We start from the raw sequence: 21,671 nt of genomic DNA on the forward strand, positions 1-21,671 counted from the left end.
CCGGCCTGCATCCGGGTCGGGCTTGCGCGGGGAATACAGCGCGAACTCCCCGCCCGCCGATGGCTGCGCGCGCAGGCCACCCACGCTCACGGTGTTCTGGCCGGTCGAGAGGCTGTTGAAGGTGCCGCTGCGGCGCACGGGCGTGGGATTGTCGGCGTGGTCCACGAACGAGCCCAGGTTGCCGCTGGTGTCGTAGAACACGTCTTCCAGGTAGGACTGGCGCGCACCCGTGTTCTGGCCGATGGCCACGTCGTCGCGCTCGATGTAGGCGTCGAACAGGGTGCCCGTGGCGCCGGCGTTGCTCAGCACCACCTTCCAGGTGCCGAAGGGCCCGGTGGCCACCGATCGCCGGCGGCTGAACGTGGGTGCCAGCGCGAGCAGGGCGCAGGTGCCGTGGCTGCCCAGGGCCGAGGTGGTGGGGTAGATCAGACCGCACAGTGGCGCGCCCTGCGCGTCCACCCACGTGCCACCATGGCCCATCGCCATGGGCGGCAGGGGCTGCGTGTGGCCCGGCGGCGTCACGCTGATGCGCACGTTCTGCGCGCCCGCGGGCAGCCAGATTTCCAGGTAGCTCTCGGTGCGGTCGTCGGGTTGCACCCGCCAGTGCAGCGCCACCGAGCCGCCGGGTGGCAGCGTGGCGTTGGCGTGGGTGCGGCTCTGGTAGGCGTTGCCAGCGGGCACGGCGATTTGCAGTCGGCCGCCGAGCAGCGCGATCAGCTGGTCCATCGCCGCCTCCAGCACCGAAGTGCCGTCGTGCGGGCCTGCCAGCGTGCCCCAGCTGATGTTGACCACCAGCTGGGCGCCGGGGGCACAGCGCGCGAGGATGTACATGAGCGCGTCGAGCACGCTCACGTTCATCGCGCCGCCCGAGGTGTCGAGCACGTTCGACCAGTCGAGCTGCACCGCCACCAGATTGCAGCGGCTGGCCTCGTCGTCCATCGGATGCAGCAAGTTGCCCTTGCCGCAGGCCAGGCTCATCACGTGCGTGCCGTGATTGACCGGGCGGGTCAGGTCCCAGAGTTGCAGGTGGGCGTAGAGCGCGTCCTCGTCCACCTGGCCGTGGCGCGTGTAGGTGGCCATGGCCGCGTCGATGTCCGCGCCCGAGAGTTCGTGGCCGTAGCCCATGTCATCGGGTGTCGGGCCGGCGCGGGCCGGGTCCAGCGGCACACGGTGGCGCGGCTGGTTGCCGGGCCAGTTGCCATTCACCGTGTCGTCCTGGCGCCAGAAGCGCTTCACGCGTGTGTGGCCGTGGGCGTCGAGGAACTGCTCGTTGGCAAAGGCCAGGCCGCCGTCGATCAGGCCCAGCACCTTGCCATCGAGCAGGTCGGGCGCGGCCACGGGCTGGCTCCCGGGTGTGCAGGGATCGACCAGGGGATGCGTGTGGTGGCCCACCGGCATGCCCAGCTCGAAGCGCAGGATCAGGCCACGCAGGTGCGGGTTGCTGCGCAGCTGGTCGAAGAAGCGCTTCTTCACCCGCGCGGTGCAAAAGCGCAGCCCGGGCACGTTGAGATAGACGCGCGGGATCTGCAGCCATGCGGTGGAAGAGGCCGCCACCAGCGCCGGCACGTCGGCCTCGCTGCTGAGCTCGATCACGATTGGCAACCACTTGGGCGGCTTCTTGCCGCGGCCGAGGTGGTAGCCCGCGAACTGGTCGGCTTCCGCCCAGATCAGGTAGGGGTCTTCGTTGTCGATGGCCCCCGGCGCGCTCCAGTCGATGCCGGTGAACTCGCCTTTGGGCAGCGGCTGCCAGGCTGGCCCGCTCATGCCCACTCCTTGAGCGCTTCCCCCCAAAGCCAGGCCAGCAGCGGCGCGTTGCCCACGGCGGTGGACGTGGCCGAGCGCGTGTAGGCGTTGCCACTGGTGTGGTCCATCGACTGGTTCAGGCTGAAGTCCAGCGGCTCGCCGTTCGGGCCTTCGAACAGTCGGCCGTCGAAGCCGCGTTCATGCACGCGCGTGCCGGTGGCGCGCGCCACCAGGAACTCGGCCAGCGCCGTGCCAAGCAGCCGCCCGGCTGCGCTGTCCACCGGGTAATGCACGCCGGCCACCACGCGGTTGGTCGCGATGCGCGCGGCCAGCCGCTGCATCTGCTCGCGATTGAGCGTGCCGTTGGGTGGGGATCCTGTACCCGGTACAGCATCCAGCAAGGCCTCGAGAAGCGCTGCCACGGCAAAGGCCTCCGTGGCATGGCCACTGGGCCAGCTGCCATGCCCCGGGGTCTCGATCATGGGCTGGATCTGCGGCGAAAAAGCCACCGGACGGATGCTGGCGAAGATCTGCTTGAATCGCATTTCAACCAGCACAGCCAGGGAGAACACCAGGTCCATCAGCTGCAAGGTCTTCTTGTGGCGGTGCGCCGTGAGCCCGACGACGGACGACCAGAACGCGATGGGCGGGATCCGCTGGTCCACGATCTCGACCGCGCGGTCGGCCCGCAGGTCCGCGTACGAGGCCACCAGATCGAGCTGCTTCTTGAACTGTGCCTTGGTGGGCGCGCGCATGCGCACGAGCGGCTTGCGCTGGATGGTGCTCGCCTGCAGGTTGGCGAACTCGAGCGTGGCGTCCTTGGGGCCGCTTCGGGTCTTGAACAGCAGGCCTTCGACCAACTGGGAGAAGCAGGCTTCGTGGCGCGGGCCTTCGGCCCAGAGCCCGAGGTTGGGTGGGCTGTCGAAAGCCGGCTCGTTGACGTGCAGCACCGCCCCGTTGAAGGGGCCGACGATGGCCGCGCGGCTGAGGATCAGGGCGTCGGCGGACACCACGGCATTGCCGCTCAACCCGCCACTGAGCCCGCCACTCAACCCCCCGCTCAGACCACCACTCAGACCACCACTCAAACCTCCGCTAAGACCACCGCTCATGACTTCTCCTTGATGTAATCGACTAGTTAGGCATGCCCAGCGCAGAGAACACCTTCGCCCCCCTGCGTCTCAACGGGCTTTGGTTACCTGAAGACAGGTATTTCGACACAGTGAGATCGGGTTGAAGTGTCCGCAACAGATTGAAGGTCGAAACGGCCTCTTCTTTGGCGTCCGCTTCGTACTGCGCGATCAGCAGGGTTCTGATGGTGGGCAAGTGGTATCTGTTCTTTTTCAATGAAGAGACACACAGGTCAATGGCGCGCTGCATCTGCCCCACCGCAAGGCAGCTGGTCGCAAGCATCATCTCGAAATAGTACTTTTGCGGATCCAGCGGCGAGAGATGGAGCGCGTTTTCAGTCTCGATCACGGAGTCTTCCGCATTGCCCCACATCGTGGACCACACGCTGTTGTAGAGCCAGGCCATCGGATCGTTGGGGTTGCTCTGCGTGGCCTCCTGCAGCAGCCGGTGCGAGGCGTCCACGTCCTCGCCCAGGTGGCACAGCGCATGGCCCTTGATGGCCATCGCCAGCGAGCTGCTGGGCTCAAGATCGAGCGCGCGGTCGGCGGTGTCGATGGCGCGCTGGAAGTCGCGCGCCGGTTCACCCGAGAGGCCTTGCACCACCTGCATGATGTGCCACTTGGCCAGCCAGGCCCAGGGCGTGGCCACGCGCTTGTGACGTTCCACCACGGCCTCGATCAGCTGCAGGCTGCGCTGCAGGTCGCGCGGCGTGGAGCGGTGCATGAGTGTGATGCCTCCCAGCATCAGCGCATTGCTGTCGAGCTGCGGCACGGGCAGCACCAGCGTGCGCTGCACCACGTCGTTGAGCAGCGCCTTGGCGCACGCGACGCACAGAGCGTCGAGCAACTGGCTCTGGGCTTCGAGCAGGTCGCGCGTATCGCCCGTGAGGCGGTCGGCCCAGATCACCTCGCCGCGCTTGCGGTCGGAGAGCTCGGCCATGATGACGACCTTGTCCCCATAGGTCACGTAGCTGCCGCCGAGAACAAACGTGGCGTCCAGGCGTTGGCCGATCTCGTCCGTGCTGCTCTGGCGGCCCCGGAAGGCGGTGGTGGACAGGCGGGAGATCACGCGCAGGTTCTGGCTGCGCGCAAGCTGGGCGATCACGCCATCGGCGATCAATTCCCCGATCACGAACTGCTCGGCCGCATGGCTGCGGGTCTCGAAGGGCACGACGGCGATGGAGGGCCGGAAGTCGGTGGCGGCCGCCTCGGGCACGCGCGGGCGCACGGCGGCCGAGGCGCTGGAGACCGGGTAGAGCTGCCACGTGCGCACCGGCTCGGGCCAGTGCTTGAGGTAACTCTCGCCGCGGTCTTCGACCTCGGCGTCCACGCCGACCACGATGCCGTCGAACACGCTGCTGGTCACCAGGGTTTCACCGGGCGCGGCGAGGTCGGCCACGCGCGCAGCCAGGTTCACACCGTGGCCATACACGTCGTTCTCGTCCACGTAGAGGTTCGTGGCATTGAGGCCGGCACGCAGGTGCAGTTGCTGCGCAGGCGGCAGCGACTGGTTCAGCGGCGCGAAGTACTGGTGCAGCGCGAAGGCGGCCCGCACGCCGTCGGTGGGCTGATCGAATTCCACCAACATGCCATCGCCCAGGCTCTTGACCAGGCGGCCGCGGCACGCGGGCAGCACCTGCGTCGTGGCGTGGTGCATGAACCCGCGCCACTGGTTCACGACCGCTGCCTCGTTGGCCGCCATGAGCCTCACCGATTCCACCAGATCGATCACCAGCACCACTTTGTGCCGCTGCTGCGGCAGCGGGGGCATGCTGGGCGGTTTGTCCTGGCCTTCCTGAAGGGTCGAAGCGGTCACGGGCTGGCGGGCGATCATGCCTGTTGAGGTGTCAAGAATTGTTGCAGTTTCTCACATGTCGTGTGCGAACCTGTCACGCCCAGGTGCAAAAACAGCAAAGCCGGCTTGCGCCGGCTTTGCTGATCTTCATTGCACCCGCGAGGGTGAAGAAGGAAGGCTTACTTGAGGTGGTCGTTGACCAGCTTGGTCATTTCGAACATGGACGCCTGGGCCTTCTTGAAGATTTCCTTCAGCTTGGCGTCGGCGTTGATCATGCGGCGGTTGACCGAGTCCTGCAGCTTGTTCTTCTTGATGTAGTCCCAGATCTTCTTGGTGACTTCGGTGCGCGGCAGAGGCGAGCTGCCCACGATCGCGGCCAGAGCGGCGCTGGGGGTCAGCGCTTTCATGAACGCGGCGTTGGGGGTGCGCTTCTTGGCCGGAGCGGCCTTCTTCGCAGGAGCTGCCTTCTTGGCCGGAGCGGCCTTCTTCGCAGGGGCTGCCTTCTTGGCCGGAGCGGCCTTCTTCGCAGGAGCGGCCTTCTTGGCCGGTGCCGCCTTTTTAGCGGGCGCTTTTTTCGCAGTTGCCATGATTGAATTTCCTTCTAGAAGTTGACGATTCGCCAGTGGAAAACGCGCTTTCTCACCGGTGTCTCGGATGCTAATGGAGATGCACCCGCAATCCAAGGTGGAGAACGCGCTTTTTTCAAGCTTTGCGCAGGGGAGATGCGGGTTTTTGGCGGGGAAAACAACACTTGCCCGCACGCAGGCCGCTCAGCACCTTGGCAGGACGGCGTTTTTGCCCGTCTGCACGGCGCCGTGCCTCATGCGCCGATCAGGCGGTGATGCCCTTGTAGAGCATGTAGGCGGCGAGCATGTACAGCAGGCCGGCGAACACGCGCTTGAGCGATTTCACCGGCAGCGCATGCGCTGCTTTCACCCCCACCGGCGCCATCAACACACTGAAGGCCGCGATCACGGCGAGCGCGGGCAGGTAGATGTAGCCGAACGATCCGGCGGGCAGATCCTTCAGGCCCTGGCCGGCGATCACATAGCCGATGGCGTTGGCCAGGGCGATGGGAAAGCCCAGGGCCGCGCTGGTGGCCACGGCGTTGTGGATGGTCACGTTGCACCAGGTCATGAAAGGCACGCTGACGAAGCCGCCGCCCGCACCCACCAGACCCGAGAGCATGCCGATGACGCCGCCGGCGCCCACCAGGCCCGGGGTGCCGGGCAGGGTGCGCGTGGGTTTGGGTTTCTTGTCGAGCAGCATCTGCGTGGCAGAGAAGCCGACGAAGGCCGCGAAGAACAGCGCGAGCCACGAGCCCTTGAGCAAGGCGAAGATGCCCAGGCTGGCGATGGCGGAGCCCAGCACGATGCCGGGAGCGAGGCCCTTGACGATGTCCCAGCGCACGGCTCCGCGCTTGTGGTGCGCGCGCACACTGGAAATGGACGTGAAGATGATGGTGGCCATGGAGGTGGCGATGGCCATCTTGACCGCGAGGTCCGCCTCCACACCGCGCCCTGCGAGGATGAAGGTGATGAAGGGCACCATCAGCATGCCTCCGCCGATGCCCAGCAAGCCAGCGAGGAAACCGGTGCCCAGGCCGAGCGCGGCCAACTCGAGAATCAGGAGGGGGTCTAAGGACATGAAGGGTGTCTGCAAGTGCCACCGGACCGGCATCCTGAACCGGGGTTCAGGTGGGCGAGGGCAGCGGGGCTTCGGGTTCGTCTGACGCGAGACGCTCGCACCAGCCACGCAATGTACCAAGCCCGGGCTCTATGAGCATTGGTTCAAGGAAATATAAAGCCCGGCGCGCACTGCAGACGGTTCAAATTGTAGGCGCTGCATGCGCCTCATGTGGACCACCGGTCGATAAATTCTTGCGCAGTGACCGGCGGCGCGTCAGAGCAGGCGGCCGTCCTTGTCGAGCGTCTGGTCCAGGCGGCGCATCAGCTCTTCGACGCGGGCCTGCGTCTGGGGGTCGAGCGGCTCGCTGTCGAATCCGCCACCGGCTTCGGCAAAGGCGCTCTGCTCGGGCTGGCCAAACGAAGAAGCCTGGAAGCTCTCGGCCTCCTTCTGCGAAAGTTCGAACGCGAGGTTGAGCGAAGCGAGCACGGCGATGCGGTCGCGTGCCTTCACCTTGCCCGCATCGCGGATGCGGCACATGGCGGTGTCCACGCGCTCCACCGCGTCGAGCAGCGAAGCTTCGCCGCCCGGTGGGCACGAGAGCAGGTAGCTCTGGCCCATGATCTGGACCTCGATCTGTTTGCTGCCGGGTTTGCTCATTGGAATACCTCCGTGCTTCGCACTGCGGTGCGAGCGGGCTTGGGGCGGCCCCACGCGGCGCTCATGATCGCTCCTTGCGGGTGTCTGGGTTGGCATCGGTCATGCCGGGCGGCAGTCGATCCAGCAGGGCGTCAATGCGGGCACGGGCGGCCATCAGCCGGGACTTGAGCGAGTCGCGCTCGGCCTGCAGCGCATGCACCTGTTCCACCAGCAGGCTGTTGGTGCGCTGCAGTTCCTCGTGTCGCAGCAGCAGGCGCTCGACGCGTTCGGTGATCTGATCAAAGTGCTTGGGATCGGCCATGGTGGGACTCGAAGTTTTCACATTGTAGGGTTGCCCCGGGTGCTCGCCCCTTAGAATGCCAGCTGTTGGTGCTCGCGGTGTGGTTCACACGCCGCAGTTCAACGGGAAGCAGGAGGGTCTCCCCCAGGGATGGGACCTAACCTGCGCTGCCCCCGCAACGGTAAGCAGACGAGTGGCCATGAGCGCATGCGCGAACGGTCCTCAGCCTCCATCCAACTGCCACTGGACGACACGGCGTGTCATCTGGGAAGGCGATGGAGGTCGGTCTGTCAGCCCGGATACCGGCCAACAAGGTGGTGGTGCGTCTGGCGACAGGCGCTTCACCGTGATGCCCATGCACCGTCGGGGAAGATGGTGAGGGTCTCTTGTCTGTTGCTTCATCATGAAAAATCGCACCTTGCGCGCGCCATTGGCCGCGCTTCCGCTGGCGTTGCTGGCGGGCTTTGGCACGTCCGTCGCCCACGCCCAATCCGCCTCCTCCACCGACACCCTCCAGGAAACCGTGGTCACGGCCACCCGGGTTGAGCAGCCGCTGACCGATGTCGTGGCCGATGTGTCCATCGTGGACCACGCGGCCATCGAACGCAGCGGCGCCACCGGTCTGGCCGATGTGCTGGCTCGGGTCCCGGGCATTTCCATCAGCCGCAACGGCGGCCCGGGTGCCACCACCAGCGTGTTTGTGCGCGGCGGCGAAACCCGCTTCACCGCCGTCTACGTGGATGGCGTGCGGATCGAGTCGCAGGGCGGCAGCGGCGGCGCATCGTGGAGCGCGATCCCGCTGTCTCGCATCGAGCGCGTCGAGGTGTTGCGGGGCCCGGCCGCGGCGGTCTACGGTTCTGACGCCATGGCCGGCGTGATCCAGATCTTCACGCGCCAAGGCGAAGGCGGTTTCGCGCCCTCGATCGAGGTGGGCCTGGGGAACCAGGGCACGGCCAAGCTGGACGCCTCCTTCAGTGGCGCCGCCGGTGATTTCGACTATGCCTTTGGCGTCACGCGCGAGACCAGCCGCGGCTTCAACGCGCAGCCCACGGCCAACCCGGACGAAGACGGCTTTCGCAGCACGTCGGCGTCGGCCCGCCTGGGTCTGAAAGTGGCGCCTGGCCACCGGCTTGAGGCCACCTTGCTCTCCAGCGACCTGGACGCCCAGTACGACTCGACCACGCCGCGCCGCGATGACCATGCGCTGAGCGAGTTGAACACGCTGGGCCTGACCTGGTCGGCGCGTTGGAGCGATGTGTACAGCACGCAGGTCGGCGTGACGCAGGGCACGGACCGCTACGCCACGCGGCCCTCGCCTTATGTGTCCAAGACCCGCCTGAGCAACTACCTGTGGCAGAACCGCTGGCAACTCGGCGCGCATCAGTGGACGGCCACGCTGGAGCGGCGCGAGGACCGCTTCGAGAACGCCGAAACCCGCCCCGCCGCGACCAACCGAGACCAGAACGCGCTGGCGCTGGGCTATGGCTGGCGCGAGGGCAAACACACGCTGCAGCTCAACGCGCGCCACGACGACGACAGCGAGTTCGGCGCCAAGTCCACCGGCAGCGCGGCCTATGCCTATGCCTTCGTACCCGGATGGCGCGTGATGACCTCGGTGGGCACGGCCTTCCGCGTGCCCACGCTGTACCAGCGCTTCAGCATCTATGGCGTGCCCTCGCTGCGGCCGGAGACTTCGCGCAACGTCGAAGTGGGTCTGAAGCGCGAGGTCGGCAGCAGCCTCTTCAGCGTGGTCGCCTACCGCAACAAGGTGTCTGACCTGATCACCTACGTGGGCGGGGCCGGCGCCTGCATCAACGGCACCGGCGCATTCCCCGGCTGCTACGCCAACACCGCCCGCGCCGAGTACTCGGGGATCACGGTGGAAGCTGGCGCCAAGGTCGGCGCGGTGACACTGCACGGCTCGCTCGACCTGCAGCGTCCCAAAGATGGGTCGACCGGCAAGGAGCTGGCCCGGCGGCCGCGCGAGATGGCCAAGCTGAGCGCCGACATGCCCGTGGCCGGCTGGACGCTGGGGTCCGAACTGGAGCTGGTGGGCCGCCGCTACAACGACGCGGCAAACCTCCAGCGCCTGGACGGCTACGGGCTGGTGAACCTGTACGCGAGCAGGCGGCTGGGGCCGGATTGGACGCTGCTGGCGCGCGTGGACAACGTGGGCGACAAGGACTACCAGACCGCGCGCGGCTACGCCACCGCGGGTCAGACCTTCTACGTCGGCATGAAGTGGGCGCCGCAGCGGTGATGCCGCATTGCCCGGCCATTCTGGTCGCTGCCCCGGCTTCGGGCCAGGGCAAGACCACCGTGGCTGCGGCACTGGCGCGCCTGCACGCGCGCGCCGGCCGGCGCGTGCGTGCCTTCAAGTGCGGGCCGGATTTCCTGGACCCGCACTGGCTCGCGCTGGCCACCGGGCAGCCGGTGCACAACCTCGACCTGTGGATGACGGGCGAGGACGATGCGCGCGCCCGGCTGCATGAGGCGGCCACGCAGGCCGATCTGATCGTGGTCGAAGGGGTCATGGGCCTGTTCGACGGCGAACCCAGCGCGGCCGACCTGGCGCAGCGCTTTGGCCTGCCGGTGCTCGCAGTGATCGACGCTTCGGCCATGGCGGGCACCTTCGGCGCGCTGGCGTTCGGCCTGCGCCATTTCCGCCCGGGCCTGCCCTGGGCGGGCGTGCTGGCCAACCGCGTGGGCAGCGAGCGCCATGCGCAGATGCTGCGCGAGGCCCTGGCCGATGACCAAGCCCAGTTCTTGGGGGCTGTCATGCGCGAGGCCGCGTTCACGCTGCCCGAGCGCCACCTGGGCCTGACGGTCGCCGCCGAACTGCCGGACGCACTCGCCCGGCTCGATGCCGCCGCCGATGCGCTCTCCTGCACGCCGCTGGGCCGCACGGAGGGTGAGGCGCTGGCGCGCTGGTCGGTCGCGTTTGCCGCGCCTGCTGCCGTGCCCGCCCCGGCACCCCTGCTGGCGGGCAAGACGGTGGCCATCGCGCGCGATGCGGCCTTCTGCTTCATCTACCCGGCCAACCTCGACACCCTGCGCGCGCTGGGGGCCGAGCTGTTCTTTTTCTCGCCCCTGGCCAACGAGATGCTGCCCGCGTGCGACGCAGTCTGGTTGCCCGGCGGTTATCCCGAATTGCACGCCGACGCCTTGGCATCGGCCACCCGCACGCGCGACGGCTTGCGCGCCCACGCCGCGTCCGGGCGGCCGGTGTGGGCCGAGTGCGGCGGCATGATGCCGCTGTTCGATCACATCGTCTCCAGCGACGGCCACGCTGCCGCCACCTGGGGCCTCTTGCCAGGCCGCGCCGTCATGCAAAAGCGCTTGGCCGCCCTGGGCCCGCAGCGGCTGCCCTTGCCAGGCGGTGCCTTGCGCGGCCACACCTTTCACTACTCGCGCTGCGAGACGCCGCTGGAGCCCGCCCGCTGCACCGAAGCGGCGCGCGGCGGCGCCGGCGAAGCCGTGTACCGTGTGGGGTCGGTGCAGGCCAGCTACTTCCACGCCTGGTTCCCTTCCAGCCCGCAGGCCGCCGCCTCGCTCTTCCTCGAAGGAGGTGCCGCATGAACACAGCGTCCCTCGGCCCGCAGCGCATCGTCTGCCTGACCGAAGAAACCACCGAGTGGCTGTACCTGCTCGGGCAGGAGCACCGCATCGTCGGCATCTCGGGCTACACCGTGCGCCCGCGCCGCGCACGCGACGAGAAGCCCAAGGTCAGTGCCTTTCTCAACGCGAAGATCGACAAGATCCTGGCGCTGCAGCCCGACTGCGTGTTCGGCTTCTCCGACCTGCAGGCCGACATCGCCGCCCAGCTCATTCGCGCAGGCGTGCAGGTGACGGTCTTCAACCAGCGCAGCGTGGAAGAGATTCTGACCATGCTGTACCAGGTGGCCGCGATGGTGGGCTGTGCCGAGCAAGGGCTGGCCTGGATCGAGGGCACGCGGGCCCGGCTCGATGGGATCCGCAGCGCTGTGCAAGCCCTGCAGGCCGCCGGCAGGCGCCGCCCGCGGGTGTTCTTCGAGGAGTGGGACGAGCCCCACATCAGCGCCATCCGCTGGGTCTCCGAGTTGATGGACATCGCCGGTGGCGATGACGTGTTTCCCGAACTCGCTCGCATGCCGCTGGGCAAGGACCGCATCATTGCCGATGGCGCCGACATCGTGGGGCGCAACCCCGACATCGTGGTCGGCTCCTGGTGCGGCAAGAAGTTCCGGCCCGAGAGGGTGGCTGCCCGCGCCGGCTGGCAGGACGTGAACGCGGTCAAGCACGGCCAGCTGTTCGAGATCAAGTCGGCCGACATCCTGCAGCCCGGGCCGGCTGCGCTCACCGACGGGGTGGCACAGATGCACCGCATCGTCACCCAATGGATGGTGCAGCATGGCTGAGATCGCCCGCAGCGAATTCATCCTGGGCGGCCAGCGCAGCGGCAAGTCGCGCCGCGCCGAGCTGCTTGCCCGCGACTGGCTGGCGCAAAGTCCCGCGCACCGCGCGGTGATGGTCGCCACGGGCCAGGCCTGGGACGACGAGATGCGCGAGCGCATCGCGCGCCACCAGCGCGACCGCGCCGAGCGCGTGCCCGGCATGGCGACGGTGGAAGAGCCGCTGGCCCTGCCCGAGGCCCTGCGCGAACACGGCGCGCCGCACACCTTGGTGGTGGTGGACTGCCTCACGCTGTGGCTGACCAACCTGCTGATGCCCGCCCAGGGCACGGCAACCGACCCCGCCCAGCCCTCGCGCGCCCTGTGCCAGGCGATCGCGGGCGCGCACGGCCCGCTGGTGCTGGTGGGCAACGAGATCGGCCTGGGCGTGATCCCCATGGGTCGCGAGGTGCGCGCCTTCGTGGATGCGCTCGGCGGCCTGAACCAGGCCGTCGCCGCCGCCTGCGAGCGCGTCACGCTCATGGCGGCAGGCCTGCCGCTCACCTTGAAATGAAAGCCCGACCATGACCCGCTTCTGGCACCTTTTCGTCCTCGGCCTGCTGATCGTTGGCGCGGCACATGCCGCGGGGGTGGAGGTGACCGACGACCGGGGCGTGACGGTGACGCTGGCGCAATCGCCGCAGCGCATCGTCTCCGTGCTGCCTTCGCTCACCGAGACCGTGTGCGAGTTAGGCCAGTGCCACCGCCTCGTGGGGGTGGACCGCTATTCCAATTTCCCGGCCAGCGTGCGCGGCCTGCCGCAGGTGGGCGGCGGCATCGACCCCAACATCGAGGCCATCGTCGCCCTCAAGCCCGACGTGGTGCTCATGGCCACCTCGTCGCGCGGTGTGCAGCGGCTGGAGTCGCTGGGCGTCAAGGTGCTGGCGATGGAGCCCAGGAGCTCGGCCGACGCGCAGCGCGTGATGGGCAAGCTGGGCCAATTGCTGGAGGTGGCCGATGCACAGCGCATCTGGCGCGCGATCGACGCCGGTGTGTCGGCGGTCGCGCAGTCCTTGCCACCCGGCGCGCGCCAGCTGCGCGTGTACTACGAGGTGAGTGCGGGGGGCTATGCCGCAGGCACCGGCTCCTTCATCGGCGAGATGATGGCGCGCCTGGGCGTGCAAAACGTCGTCGCGCCTTCGATGGGGCCGTTTCCGCGCGTCAACCCCGAGTACGTGGTGCGCGCCAACCCCGACCTCATCATGATCGGCTCGCGCAACGTGCAGGGCCTGGAGACCCGGCCGGGCTGGCGCGGCATCCGTGCCCTGCGCGAGCGCCGGCTCTGCGTCTTCACCGCCGACGAGTCGGACGTGCTCGTGCGCCCCGGCCCGCGCATGGCGGAGGCCGCGCGACTCATGGCGCGCTGCATCACCGAGAAAGGCCTTCGGTGAGCGGGGCCCGCCACAGCCTCTGGCTCGGCAGTGCGCTGCTGATCGCGGCCGTGGGCGTGCTGCTGCTGGGCGCGGGGGTGGGCAGCACGGGCTTTGACAGCGTGCTCAACGCCCGCCACGACCCGGTGGCCTGGCAGATCCTGTGGGACATCCGCCTGCCACGCACGCTGGGCGCCTGGGTGGCCGGCGGCCTGCTGGGCCTGGCCGGGGCGGTGGCGCAGGGCCTGTTCCGCAACCCGCTGGCCGACCCCTACCTGCTGGGCAGCGCCTCGGGCGCGGCGCTGGGCGTGGCGCTCGCCCTGGCCCTGTTCGGCGCCACGCCGTTCGCCACCCAGTGGGCGGTGCGCCTGGGCCTGACCGGCGCCGCGTTCACCGGTGCCGTCGCCGGCGTGGTGCTTACCCTCGCGCTGGCCAAGGGCGTGCAGCACACCCTGCGCCTGCTGCTGGCGGGCGTGATCGTCGGCGTGGTGCTGGGCGCCGCGCGCGACCTCGTCACCATCGCCTCGCCCGACACCTTGCAAGCCATGCAGGGCTTCATGCTGGGCAGCACCGGTTTCGTCGGCTGGGCCGCCTGCGGCGTGATGGCCGCCACGGGACTGGCTGCGCTGCTGGTGGCGGCCTCGCTCGGTCGCGTGCTCGATGGCCTGGCGCTGGGCGAGGCCACGGCGATCAGCCTGGGCCTGCCGCTGGTGGCCGTGCGGGCCGTGCTGGTGGCGGTGCTGGCGCTGGCCACCGGCGCGGCGGTGGCGCAGACCGGCTTGATCGCCTTCGTGGGCCTGGCCTCGCCGCACCTGGTGCGCTCCATCGTGAAGACCACGCACGGCCGCCTGATCGTGCTCAGCGCCCTGATGGGCGGCCTGCTGCTGATGGCCGCCGACGTGCTCGCGCGCTGGATCATCGCCCCGCAGGAACTGCCGGTGGGCGTGCTCACCGCCGTGCTCGGTGGCAGCTACCTCTTGTGGTTGATGCACCGGCGCCGCCGGCCAGGAGGCGGCCTGTGAGCGCCGCCCGGACGCCTGAAGGCGCTCGCGCCGCAGTGCGCAGCACACAGGTGTTGCGCATGCCCGCGGCGCTGCAGACCCATGGCATCGGCGTGGCGCTGGGCGGCACGCCCGTGCTGCATGGCATCGACGTGGCCTTGCCCGCCGCGCGCTGGACCAGCGTCGTCGGACCCAACGGCGCGGGCAAGTCGACCCTTCTGAAAGCACTCGCCGGCCTGCTGCCGCACAGCGGCCAGGTGCAGCTGCTGGACCGCCCGCTGGCGCAATGGCGCGGCCGCGAACGCGCGCGCTGCCTGGCCTGGCTGGGGCAGGGCGAGCAGGGCGCTGACGACCTCAGCGTGTGGGACGTGGCCATGCTCGGCCGATTGCCGCACCAGCCCTGGCTGGCGCCACCTTCGCAGGCCGACCGGGTCGCCGTCGAGCAGGCCCTGCGCGCCACCCAGGCCTGGGACTGGCGCGAGCGCCCGCTGGGCGCGCTCTCTGGCGGCGAACGCCAGCGCGTGCTGCTGGCGCGCCTGCTCGCGGTGCAGGCCGAGGTCATGCTGATGGACGAGCCGCTGGCCAACCTCGACCCGCCGCACCAGGCCGACTGGCTGCTGCTGGTGCGCGAGCTGGTGGCGCAGGGCAAGACCGTCGTCAGCGTGCTGCACGAGATCGGCATGGCGCTGCACGCCGACCAGATGGTGGTCATGGCCCAGGGCCGCGTGCGCCACCAGGGCGCCTGCGACGACCCCGCCACCCACCAGGCCCTCGAACAGGTCTTTGACCACCGCATCGCGATCCATCCGCTGGGCGACCAGTGGGTCGCCTTGCCCCGCTGATTTTTTTACGGAGCCCGAACCATGCAGATCGAAGCCCCTCCCGTCCTGCGCGACACCCCCAAACCCCAGGGCGAACGCCGCGGCCTGGTGCTGGTGCACACCGGCACCGGCAAGGGCAAGAGCACGGCCGCGTTCGGCCTGGCGCTGCGCGCCCATGGCCGGGGCAAAGCGGTCAAGGTCTACCAATTCATGAAGGTGCCCTCGGCCCGCTTCGGCGAGCACCGGCTCTTCGAGCAGCTGGGCATTCCCATCGAGGGCCTGGGCGACGGCTTCAGCTGGAAGAGCCGCGACCTGGACCACTCGGCCGAACTCGCGCGCGAGGGCTGGGCCAAGGCCGAGGCCACCATCCGCGCTGGCGGGCATTTCATGGTGGTGCTCGACGAAATCATGTACCCGTTGCGCTACGGCTGGGTGCCGCTGGAGGCGGTGCTCACCTGTTTGCGCGAGCGCCCGCCGCAGGTGCACGTGGTGCTCACCGGGCGCGGCGCGCCGGCCGAACTCATCGAGCTGGCCGACACCGTGACCGAGATGACGCTGATCAAGCACCACTTCAAGGCCGGTGTTCCCGCACAGCGCGGCATCGAAGATTAGATGCACCCCCGCCACGCTTCGCGTGTCCTCCTTGAGGGGGGCGACACCTGCAGCCCGGCAAAGCCGGTTCTGCGGCATCCCTTGATCAGGCCCTTGCAGGCGTCAGGTTCTGCGTTGGCCGTGCTGGGGCTGCTCGGCGGCATGGCCGTGCCCGCCCTGGCGCAGCACCGCATCGTCACGCTGTCGCCCTCGCTCACCGAGGCCGTGTGCGCGCTGGGCCATTGCGCCGAACTGGTCGGCACCGACCGCCATTCCAGCTGGCCGGGCACGGTGGCGAAGCTGCCCAAGGTGGGTGGCCTGGCCGACGCGCAGATCGAACACATCGTGGCGCTGCGGCCCGACATGGTGCTGCTCGGGCCGCGCAGTCGCGCGGGTGAGCGGCTGACCGAACTCGGCGTGCCGGTGCAGACCTTCGATGCGCGCACCCACGCCGACCTCAAACGCATGCTGCTCGCGCTCGGCCAGTCGCTGGGCGAGACGGCGCGCGCCCACGAGCTCGTGCAGCGCCTCGAACACGAGCTGGAGGCCGCCGCGCGCCGTGTGCCGCCGGCCCTGCGCGGTCGCACGGTGTACGTCGAGGTCGGCATCGGCCCCACCGCCGCCAGCACGCGGAGCTTCATCGGCGAGACCGTGGCGCGCCTGGGCCTGGTCAACATCGTGAGCGGCGACGCCGGCCTGTTCCCGCGCGTCAACCCCGAGATGGTGGTGCGCCGCTCGCCCGATCTGATCATCGGCCCCCAGGCCACGCTCTCGGGCATGGCCGAGCGCCCCGGCTGGGCCGGCCTGCAGGCGCTGCGCCGCCAGCAGGTCTGCCAGCTCGATGCCGATCGCATGGACCTGCTCTCGCGCCCCGGCCCCCGGCTGGGCGAGGCCGCGCAGATGCTGGTCGACTGCCTGCTCGCCTTGCCCAACCGCCCCCGATAGAGGAGACCCCCCGATGCAAACCCGAAAGATCCCCGCCACCATCGTCACCGGCTTCCTGGGTGCCGGCAAAACCACGCTGCTGCGCCATCTGCTCGGCAACGCCCAGGGCCGGCGCATCGCCGTCATCGTCAACGAGTTCGGCGAACTCGGCATCGACGGCGAACTGCTGCGCGGCTGCGGCATTGGCTGCGACGAGGACGGTGAAGACAACGGCCAGCTGTTCGAGCTGGCCAATGGCTGCCTGTGCTGCACGGTGCAGGAAGAGTTCGCGCCCGTGATGGAGCAGCTCGCCGCGCGCCGCGACCAGATTGACCACCTCGTGATCGAGACCTCCGGCCTGGCCCTGCCCAAGCCGCTGGTGCAGGCCTTCCAGTGGCCGGCGCTGCGCAACGCCTTCACCGTAGACGCCGTGGTGACGGTGGTGGACGCCCCGGCCGTGGCTGCCGGCCGCTTCGCCGAAGACCCGGTGGCGGTGGATGCGCAGCGCCGCGCCGACGAGAACCTGGACCACGACTCGCCGCTGGCCGAGCTGTTTGAAGACCAGCTGGCCACCGCCGACCTGGTGGTGGTGCACAAGACCGACGGGATGGATGCCGCCACGCTGGCCCAGGTGGAAGCTGTCATCCGCGCCGAGACGCCCGCCGGCGTGAAGCTGGTTCGCGCGCAGCACGGCCAGCTGGACCTGGGCGTGCTGCTCGGGCTGGAGCGCGCGGTGGAAGACGTGATCGACCAGCGCAAGACCCACCACGACGAGGAAGAAGACCACGACCATGACGAGTTCGACTCGGTCTCGCTCACGCTGGAGGTGGCCGACCGCCAGCGCCTGCTGGACGCGCTCGTGGCCCTGGTGCAGCGCCATGAGATCTACCGCGTCAAGGGTTTCGTGGCTTTGCCCGGCGCTGCCATGCGCCTGGTGGTGCAGGGCGTGGGCCAGCGCTTCGACAGCCATTTCGACCGCCCCTGGCGCGCCGACGAAGCGCGCGCGACGCGGCTGGTGGTCATCGGCGACCACCTCGACCGCGACATGCTGCAGGGCGAGCTCCAGACCGCCCTGAACCGCGAAACCCGCCTGGCCTGACATGCACCTGTTGTCCACGCGCCCGGGCGGCCACGTCGAAGACGGCGGCCAGGGCATCGTGCGCGTGGAGCAGAGCCCCGGCGACATCGTCGTGCTCAGCGCGGCCGATACCACGCTCTCGCTCCTGGCTGACGCGGCCGCCAGCCTCGGCGCTGATTTCCCCAGCGTGCGCCTGGCCAACCTGATGTGGCTGCGCCAGCCCGCCTCCATCGACATGTACGTGGACGAGGTGCTGCGCCATGCGCGCGTGGTGGTCATCGACCACCTGGGCGCACCGAGCGACTGGGCCTACCTGGTGGAGCAGGCGGTCTCGCTGGCGGCGAAACACGGCCAGTGGCTGGCCTTGTTTTCGGGCGACAACGTGCAGGACCCGCAATTGCTCATGCGCAGCACCGCCGCGCCGCAGGACGGCGACCGGCTCTGGCGCTGCCTGCGAGAGGGCGGGCGCGACAACGCCCTGGCCTTTTTCTCGCTCATCGGCCACGCGGCTTTCGGCCGGGGACCACGGCCGCCGCCGCCCCAGCCCCTGCCGCCGGTGATGCCCTACATGCCGCAGGCCGCCGTGCCCTGGCGCGACGGGGCGCCGGTGGCGCTGCTGGTGTTCTACCGCGCGCACCTGCAGGCGGGCAACACCGCCGTGTTCGACGCCGTGCTCGCCGCCCTGGCCGACGAAGGGCTCAACGCCCTCGCGATCGCCGTGGACTCCCTGAAAAACCCCCGCAGCCTGTCCGAGCTGCAGGCCCTGGCCGCCGAGCGCGGCGTGGGCGTGGTGCTCAACGCCACCAGTTTCGCCGTGGCCTCGCTCGACGGCGAGGGCAACGACGCGGTGACCCTGGCCGGCGACGCGCCCGTGCTGCAGCTCATCACCGCAGGCTGCTCGCAGGAGCAGTGGCAGGCCGACCCGCATGGTCTCGCGCCGCGCGACCTCGCCATGCAGGTCGTGCTGCCCGAGGTGGACGGCCGCATCGGCACGCGCGCCATCAGCTTCAAAGGCCTGGCCTGGCGCTGCGAGCGCACCGAGGTGGACGTGGTGCGCTACCAGCCCGAGCCCGAGCGCATCCGCTTCGTGGCCGAGCTCGCGCGCCGATGGTGCGATCTGCGCGAGAAGCCGCCCGCCGACAAGCGCCTCGCGCTCATCCTCGCCAACTACCCCAACGACGACGCGCGGCTGGCCAATGGCGTGGGCCTGGACACGCCCGCATCCACCGCGCTCCTCCTGCATGCCCTGCGCGACGCGGGTTACGCCACCGGCCCACTGCCTGACAGCGGTGACGAACTCATCTCGCGGCTGGTGCAAGGCGTCACCAACGACACCGAAGCGAACGACCACCGGCCGGCGAACCAGAGCCTGGCCATGGCCGACTACCTGCGCGACTTCCGGGCCCTGCCGCCCGAGAGTCAGGCCGCGGTGAACGCGTTGTGGGGGCCGCCCGAGCAAGACCCGATGCTGCGCGGTGGCCGCTTCATGGTGCCCGGTCTGCGCCTGGGCCGGGTCTTCGTGGGCATTCAGCCCGCCCGCGGACGCGACCTCGACCTGGTGGCCAGCTACCACGACGCCGACCTCGTGCCCACGCACGCCTACCTCGCGTTCTATTTCTGGCTGCGCCGCGCCTTCGCGGTGGACGCCGTGGTGCACGTGGGCAAACACGGCAACCTCGAATGGCTGCCCGGCAAGAGCGTGGCCCTGGGCGCGGCCTGCTGGCCCGATGCGCTGCTGGGGCCGCTGCCGCACCTGTACCCCTTCATCGTCAACGACCCGGGCGAGGGCAGCCAGGCCAAGCGCCGCACGCAGGCGGTCATCATCGACCACCTCATGCCCGCGCTCACGCGCGCCGAGACCTACGGCCCGCTGCTGGAGCTCGAGCGCCAGATGGACGAGTTCTACGACGCGCTCTCGCTCGATCCGCGCCGCGCCAAACTGCTGCGCGAGGGCATCCTGGCGCAGGTGCTGAAACACCAACTGCACCGCGAGCTGGGTTTCCAGCCTCCGGCCGACGAAGCCCAACGCGAGCAGCTGCTCGCGCGGCTCGACGCCTACCTGTGCGAGATCAAGGAATCGCAGATCCGCGACGGCCTGCACATCCTCGGCCAGTCGCCACAAGGCCGTCAGCGCACCGACACGCTGGTGGCGCTCGCGCGTTTCCCCGGTGCTCAGGCCGTGGGGCAGGGCAGCCTGCTGGTGGCGCTGGCCCACGACCTGGGCCTGGACGGCTTCGATCCGCTCAGCCCCGAGTGGGCCGATGCCTGGCACGGTCCGCGCCCCGAGGTGCTGCAAAGCCTGAGCAGCGAACCCTGGCGCCACGCGGGCCACACGCGCGAGCGGCTGGAGCTGCTGGCCGCCGCGCTGGTGGACAGGCACCTGGGCGCAGACGGCCCACGGCTTGACGCTCAGGCCTGGCCCCACACCGCGCCGGTGATCGCGCGCCTGCAACAGACCCTCGCGCCCCGGCTGGATGCCTGCGGGCCGAACGAGATCGGCCAGCTCCTGCGCGGCCTGGCCGGCCGCTTCGTGCCCGCCGGCCCCAGCGGTGCGCCTTCGCGCGGCCGGCCCGACGTGCTGCCCACCGGGCGCAACTTCTATTCGGTGGACACGCGCGCCGTGCCCACGCCCACGGCCTATGCCATGGGCGCGCTCGCGGCAGACCGCGTGATCGAACGCCACCTGCAGGACCACGGCGCGTTCCCCGCGGCGGTCGGCCTTTCGGTCTGGGGCACCAGCACCATGCGCACCGGCGGCGAGGACATCGGCCAGGCCTTCGCGCTGCTGGGCGTGCGGCCCAAGTGGGCGCCCGGCAGCAACCGGGTGGTGGACATCGAGGTGCTGCCCATGGCCATCAAGAACCGGCCGCGCATCGACGTGACGCTGCGCGTCTCCGGCTTCTTTCGCGACGCCTTTCCCAACGTGATCGACCTGTTCGACACGGCGGTGCGCGCCGTGGCCGCGATTTCGGAAGACGACGAGCCCGACGGGGTGAACCCCATCCGCGCGCGGGTGCGGCGCGAGGCCGCCGAGGCGGTGGCGGCCGGCGCGGTGGCCGAGCAAGCCCACCGCAGCGCCACCTGGCGCGTGTTCGGCCCACGCCCGGGCGGCTACGGCGCCGGCCTGCAGGAGCTGATCGACAGCGGGCGCTGGCGCGACAACACGGACCTCGCGCAGGCCTACCTGCGCGCAGGCGCCTTCGCCTACGGGCAGGGCGGGCACGGTGCGGCCGCGCGCGGCGCCTTCGAGCAGCGGCTGGCGCGCGTGGACGCCGTGCTGCACAACCAGGACAACCGCGAGCACGACATCCTCGACTCCGACGACTACTACCAATTCCAGGGCGGCATGGCTTCGGCCGTGCAGCACCTGGCCGGCGCGAGCGCCGCCCTGTACCACGGTGACTTCAGCACGCCCGGCTCGCCGCGCGTGCGCACACTTGGTGAGGAAGTGGCCCGCGTGGTGCGCGCGCGCGCCGTCAACCCCAAGTGGATCGACGGCGTGAAACGCCACGGCTACAAGGGCGCGTTCGAGATCGCCGCCACGGTGGACTACCTGTTTGCCTTCGACGCCACCACCGGCGTGGTCGGCGACCACCAGTACGCCCTGGTGGCCGATGCCTACCTGCACGACGACGCCACGCGCGCCTTTCTGCAACAACACAACCCGCTGGCCTTGCGCAGCATCGGCGAGCGCCTGCTCGAAGCCATGCAGCGCGGGCTGTGGGCTGAGCCGGGCGATCACCGCGAACGCATCGGGCAGCACCTGCTGGCGCTGGAACAGCAGCTTGAAAACGAAGGACCTTTGTCATGAACACCGCCGTCCCCGCACTGCACGCCGCATCCACAGCGGTCTTTCCCTTCACCGCCCTGGTGGGGCACGATGAACTGCAGCGCGCGCTCCTGCTGGCCGCCATCGACCCCGGCATGGGCGGTGTGCTCATCAGCGGCCCGCGCGGCACGGCCAAGTCCACCTCGGCGCGCGCGCTGGCTGCGCTGCTGCCGCAGGCACCTTTCGTCACGCTGCCGCTGGCCGCCAGCCTGGAACAGCTGGTGGGCACGCTCAACCTCGAAGACGTGCTGCGCGACGGCCAGGTGCGCCTGGCGCCCGGCCTGGTGGCGCGCGCGCACGGCGGCGTGCTGTACGTCGATGAAGTCAACCTGCTGCCCGATGCGCTGGTGGACGCGCTGCTCGACGTGGCCGCCAGCGGCGTGAACACGGTCG

The 21,671-nt window shown here is 69.7% G+C and carries 19 protein-coding genes and 1 riboswitch; of the genes, 12 read left to right on the forward strand and 7 right to left on the reverse strand.

Annotated elements, in window-relative coordinates; translation table 11 throughout:
• The 7 genes from KIT86_RS18555 to KIT86_RS18585 form a co-directional block, all read right to left on the reverse strand.
• On the reverse strand, positions 1 to 1,764 hold a 1,764-nt coding region (locus KIT86_RS18555), incomplete at its 3' end, for a hypothetical protein (RefSeq protein ID WP_297401070.1).
• The gene (locus KIT86_RS18560; RefSeq protein WP_297401072.1) at positions 1,761 to 2,855 is read right to left on the reverse strand and encodes a PA-phosphatase; all 1,095 of its coding nucleotides are present in this window, start codon (positions 2,853 to 2,855) and stop codon (positions 1,761 to 1,763) included. The genes KIT86_RS18555 and KIT86_RS18560, both read right to left, overlap by 4 nt.
• A 22-nt stretch (positions 2,856 to 2,877) precedes the next feature.
• On the reverse strand, positions 2,878 to 4,707 hold the full coding sequence (locus tag KIT86_RS18565; protein ID WP_297401074.1) for a hypothetical protein: 1,830 nt from the start codon (positions 4,705 to 4,707) through the stop codon (positions 2,878 to 2,880).
• 140 nt (positions 4,708 to 4,847) lie between these two features.
• Positions 4,848 to 5,255, reverse strand: coding sequence for an SWIB/MDM2 domain-containing protein (locus tag KIT86_RS18570; protein ID WP_297401076.1), 408 nt, complete (start codon positions 5,253 to 5,255; stop codon positions 4,848 to 4,850).
• A 244-nt stretch (positions 5,256 to 5,499) separates the two neighbouring features.
• Positions 5,500 to 6,315, reverse strand: coding sequence for a sulfite exporter TauE/SafE family protein (locus KIT86_RS18575; RefSeq protein ID WP_297401078.1), 816 nt, complete (start codon positions 6,313 to 6,315; stop codon positions 5,500 to 5,502).
• Positions 6,316 to 6,570: 255 nt separating this feature from the next.
• Positions 6,571 to 6,954, reverse strand: coding sequence for a cell division protein ZapA (locus KIT86_RS18580; protein WP_297401080.1), 384 nt, complete (start codon positions 6,952 to 6,954; stop codon positions 6,571 to 6,573).
• Positions 6,955 to 7,015: 61 nt separating this feature from the next.
• Positions 7,016 to 7,255, reverse strand: coding sequence for a DUF904 domain-containing protein (locus KIT86_RS18585; protein WP_297401082.1), 240 nt, complete (start codon positions 7,253 to 7,255; stop codon positions 7,016 to 7,018).
• A gap of 49 nt (positions 7,256 to 7,304) precedes the next feature.
• Positions 7,305 to 7,560: riboswitch (cobalamin riboswitch) on the forward strand.
• 77 nt (positions 7,561 to 7,637) lie between these two features.
• On the opposite strand from KIT86_RS18585, the gene KIT86_RS18590 reads away from it, so the two are divergent.
• The 12 genes from KIT86_RS18590 to KIT86_RS18645 form a co-directional block, all read left to right on the forward strand.
• The gene (locus KIT86_RS18590; protein ID WP_297401084.1) at positions 7,638 to 9,494 is read left to right on the forward strand and encodes a TonB-dependent receptor; all 1,857 of its coding nucleotides are present in this window, start codon (positions 7,638 to 7,640) and stop codon (positions 9,492 to 9,494) included.
• Entirely contained in the window at positions 9,494 to 10,813 is a 1,320-nt protein-coding gene (locus KIT86_RS18595) for a cobyrinate a,c-diamide synthase (RefSeq protein ID WP_297401086.1), read from the forward strand. The genes KIT86_RS18590 and KIT86_RS18595 overlap by 1 nt, the downstream gene beginning before the upstream one ends.
• Positions 10,810 to 11,631, forward strand: coding sequence for a cobalamin-binding protein (locus tag KIT86_RS18600; protein ID WP_297401088.1), 822 nt, complete (start codon positions 10,810 to 10,812; stop codon positions 11,629 to 11,631). Before KIT86_RS18595 ends, KIT86_RS18600 begins: the two co-directional genes overlap by 4 nt.
• Positions 11,624 to 12,178, forward strand: coding sequence for a bifunctional adenosylcobinamide kinase/adenosylcobinamide-phosphate guanylyltransferase (locus tag KIT86_RS18605; RefSeq protein WP_297401090.1), 555 nt, complete (start codon positions 11,624 to 11,626; stop codon positions 12,176 to 12,178). Before KIT86_RS18600 ends, KIT86_RS18605 begins: the two co-directional genes overlap by 8 nt.
• A gap of 10 nt (positions 12,179 to 12,188) precedes the next feature.
• Positions 12,189 to 13,055, forward strand: coding sequence for an ABC transporter substrate-binding protein (locus tag KIT86_RS18610; protein ID WP_297401091.1), 867 nt, complete (start codon positions 12,189 to 12,191; stop codon positions 13,053 to 13,055).
• Positions 13,052 to 14,056: an iron ABC transporter permease gene (locus KIT86_RS18615; RefSeq protein WP_297401093.1), complete on the forward strand. Its 1,005-nt coding sequence runs from the start codon at positions 13,052 to 13,054 to the stop codon at positions 14,054 to 14,056. Before KIT86_RS18610 ends, KIT86_RS18615 begins: the two co-directional genes overlap by 4 nt.
• A 59-nt stretch (positions 14,057 to 14,115) precedes the next feature.
• Entirely contained in the window at positions 14,116 to 14,877 is a 762-nt protein-coding gene (locus KIT86_RS18620) for an ABC transporter ATP-binding protein (protein ID WP_297401106.1), read from the forward strand.
• A 21-nt stretch (positions 14,878 to 14,898) separates the two neighbouring features.
• Positions 14,899 to 15,468: a cob(I)yrinic acid a,c-diamide adenosyltransferase gene (gene cobO, locus KIT86_RS18625; protein WP_297401095.1), complete on the forward strand. Its 570-nt coding sequence runs from the start codon at positions 14,899 to 14,901 to the stop codon at positions 15,466 to 15,468.
• An 81-nt stretch (positions 15,469 to 15,549) separates the two neighbouring features.
• Positions 15,550 to 16,392: an ABC transporter substrate-binding protein gene (locus tag KIT86_RS18630; protein WP_297401097.1), complete on the forward strand. Its 843-nt coding sequence runs from the start codon at positions 15,550 to 15,552 to the stop codon at positions 16,390 to 16,392.
• Between the two features lie 13 nt (positions 16,393 to 16,405).
• A complete protein-coding gene (gene cobW / locus KIT86_RS18635; RefSeq protein ID WP_297401099.1) occupies positions 16,406 to 17,470 on the forward strand; it encodes a cobalamin biosynthesis protein CobW in 1,065 nt (354 codons plus the stop codon).
• A gap of 1 nt (position 17,471) precedes the next feature.
• Complete coding sequence (gene cobN / locus KIT86_RS18640) at positions 17,472 to 21,260, forward strand: cobaltochelatase subunit CobN (RefSeq protein WP_297401101.1); 3,789 nt, start codon at positions 17,472 to 17,474, stop codon at positions 21,258 to 21,260.
• The coding region (locus tag KIT86_RS18645; RefSeq protein WP_297401103.1) for an AAA family ATPase at positions 21,257 to 21,671 on the forward strand (415 nt) is incomplete at its 3' end. The genes cobN and KIT86_RS18645, both read left to right, overlap by 4 nt.

The sequence above is a fragment of the Hydrogenophaga sp. genome (assembly GCF_026125825.1).
In the GTDB taxonomy this organism is placed as follows: domain Bacteria; phylum Pseudomonadota; class Gammaproteobacteria; order Burkholderiales; family Burkholderiaceae_C; genus Hydrogenophaga.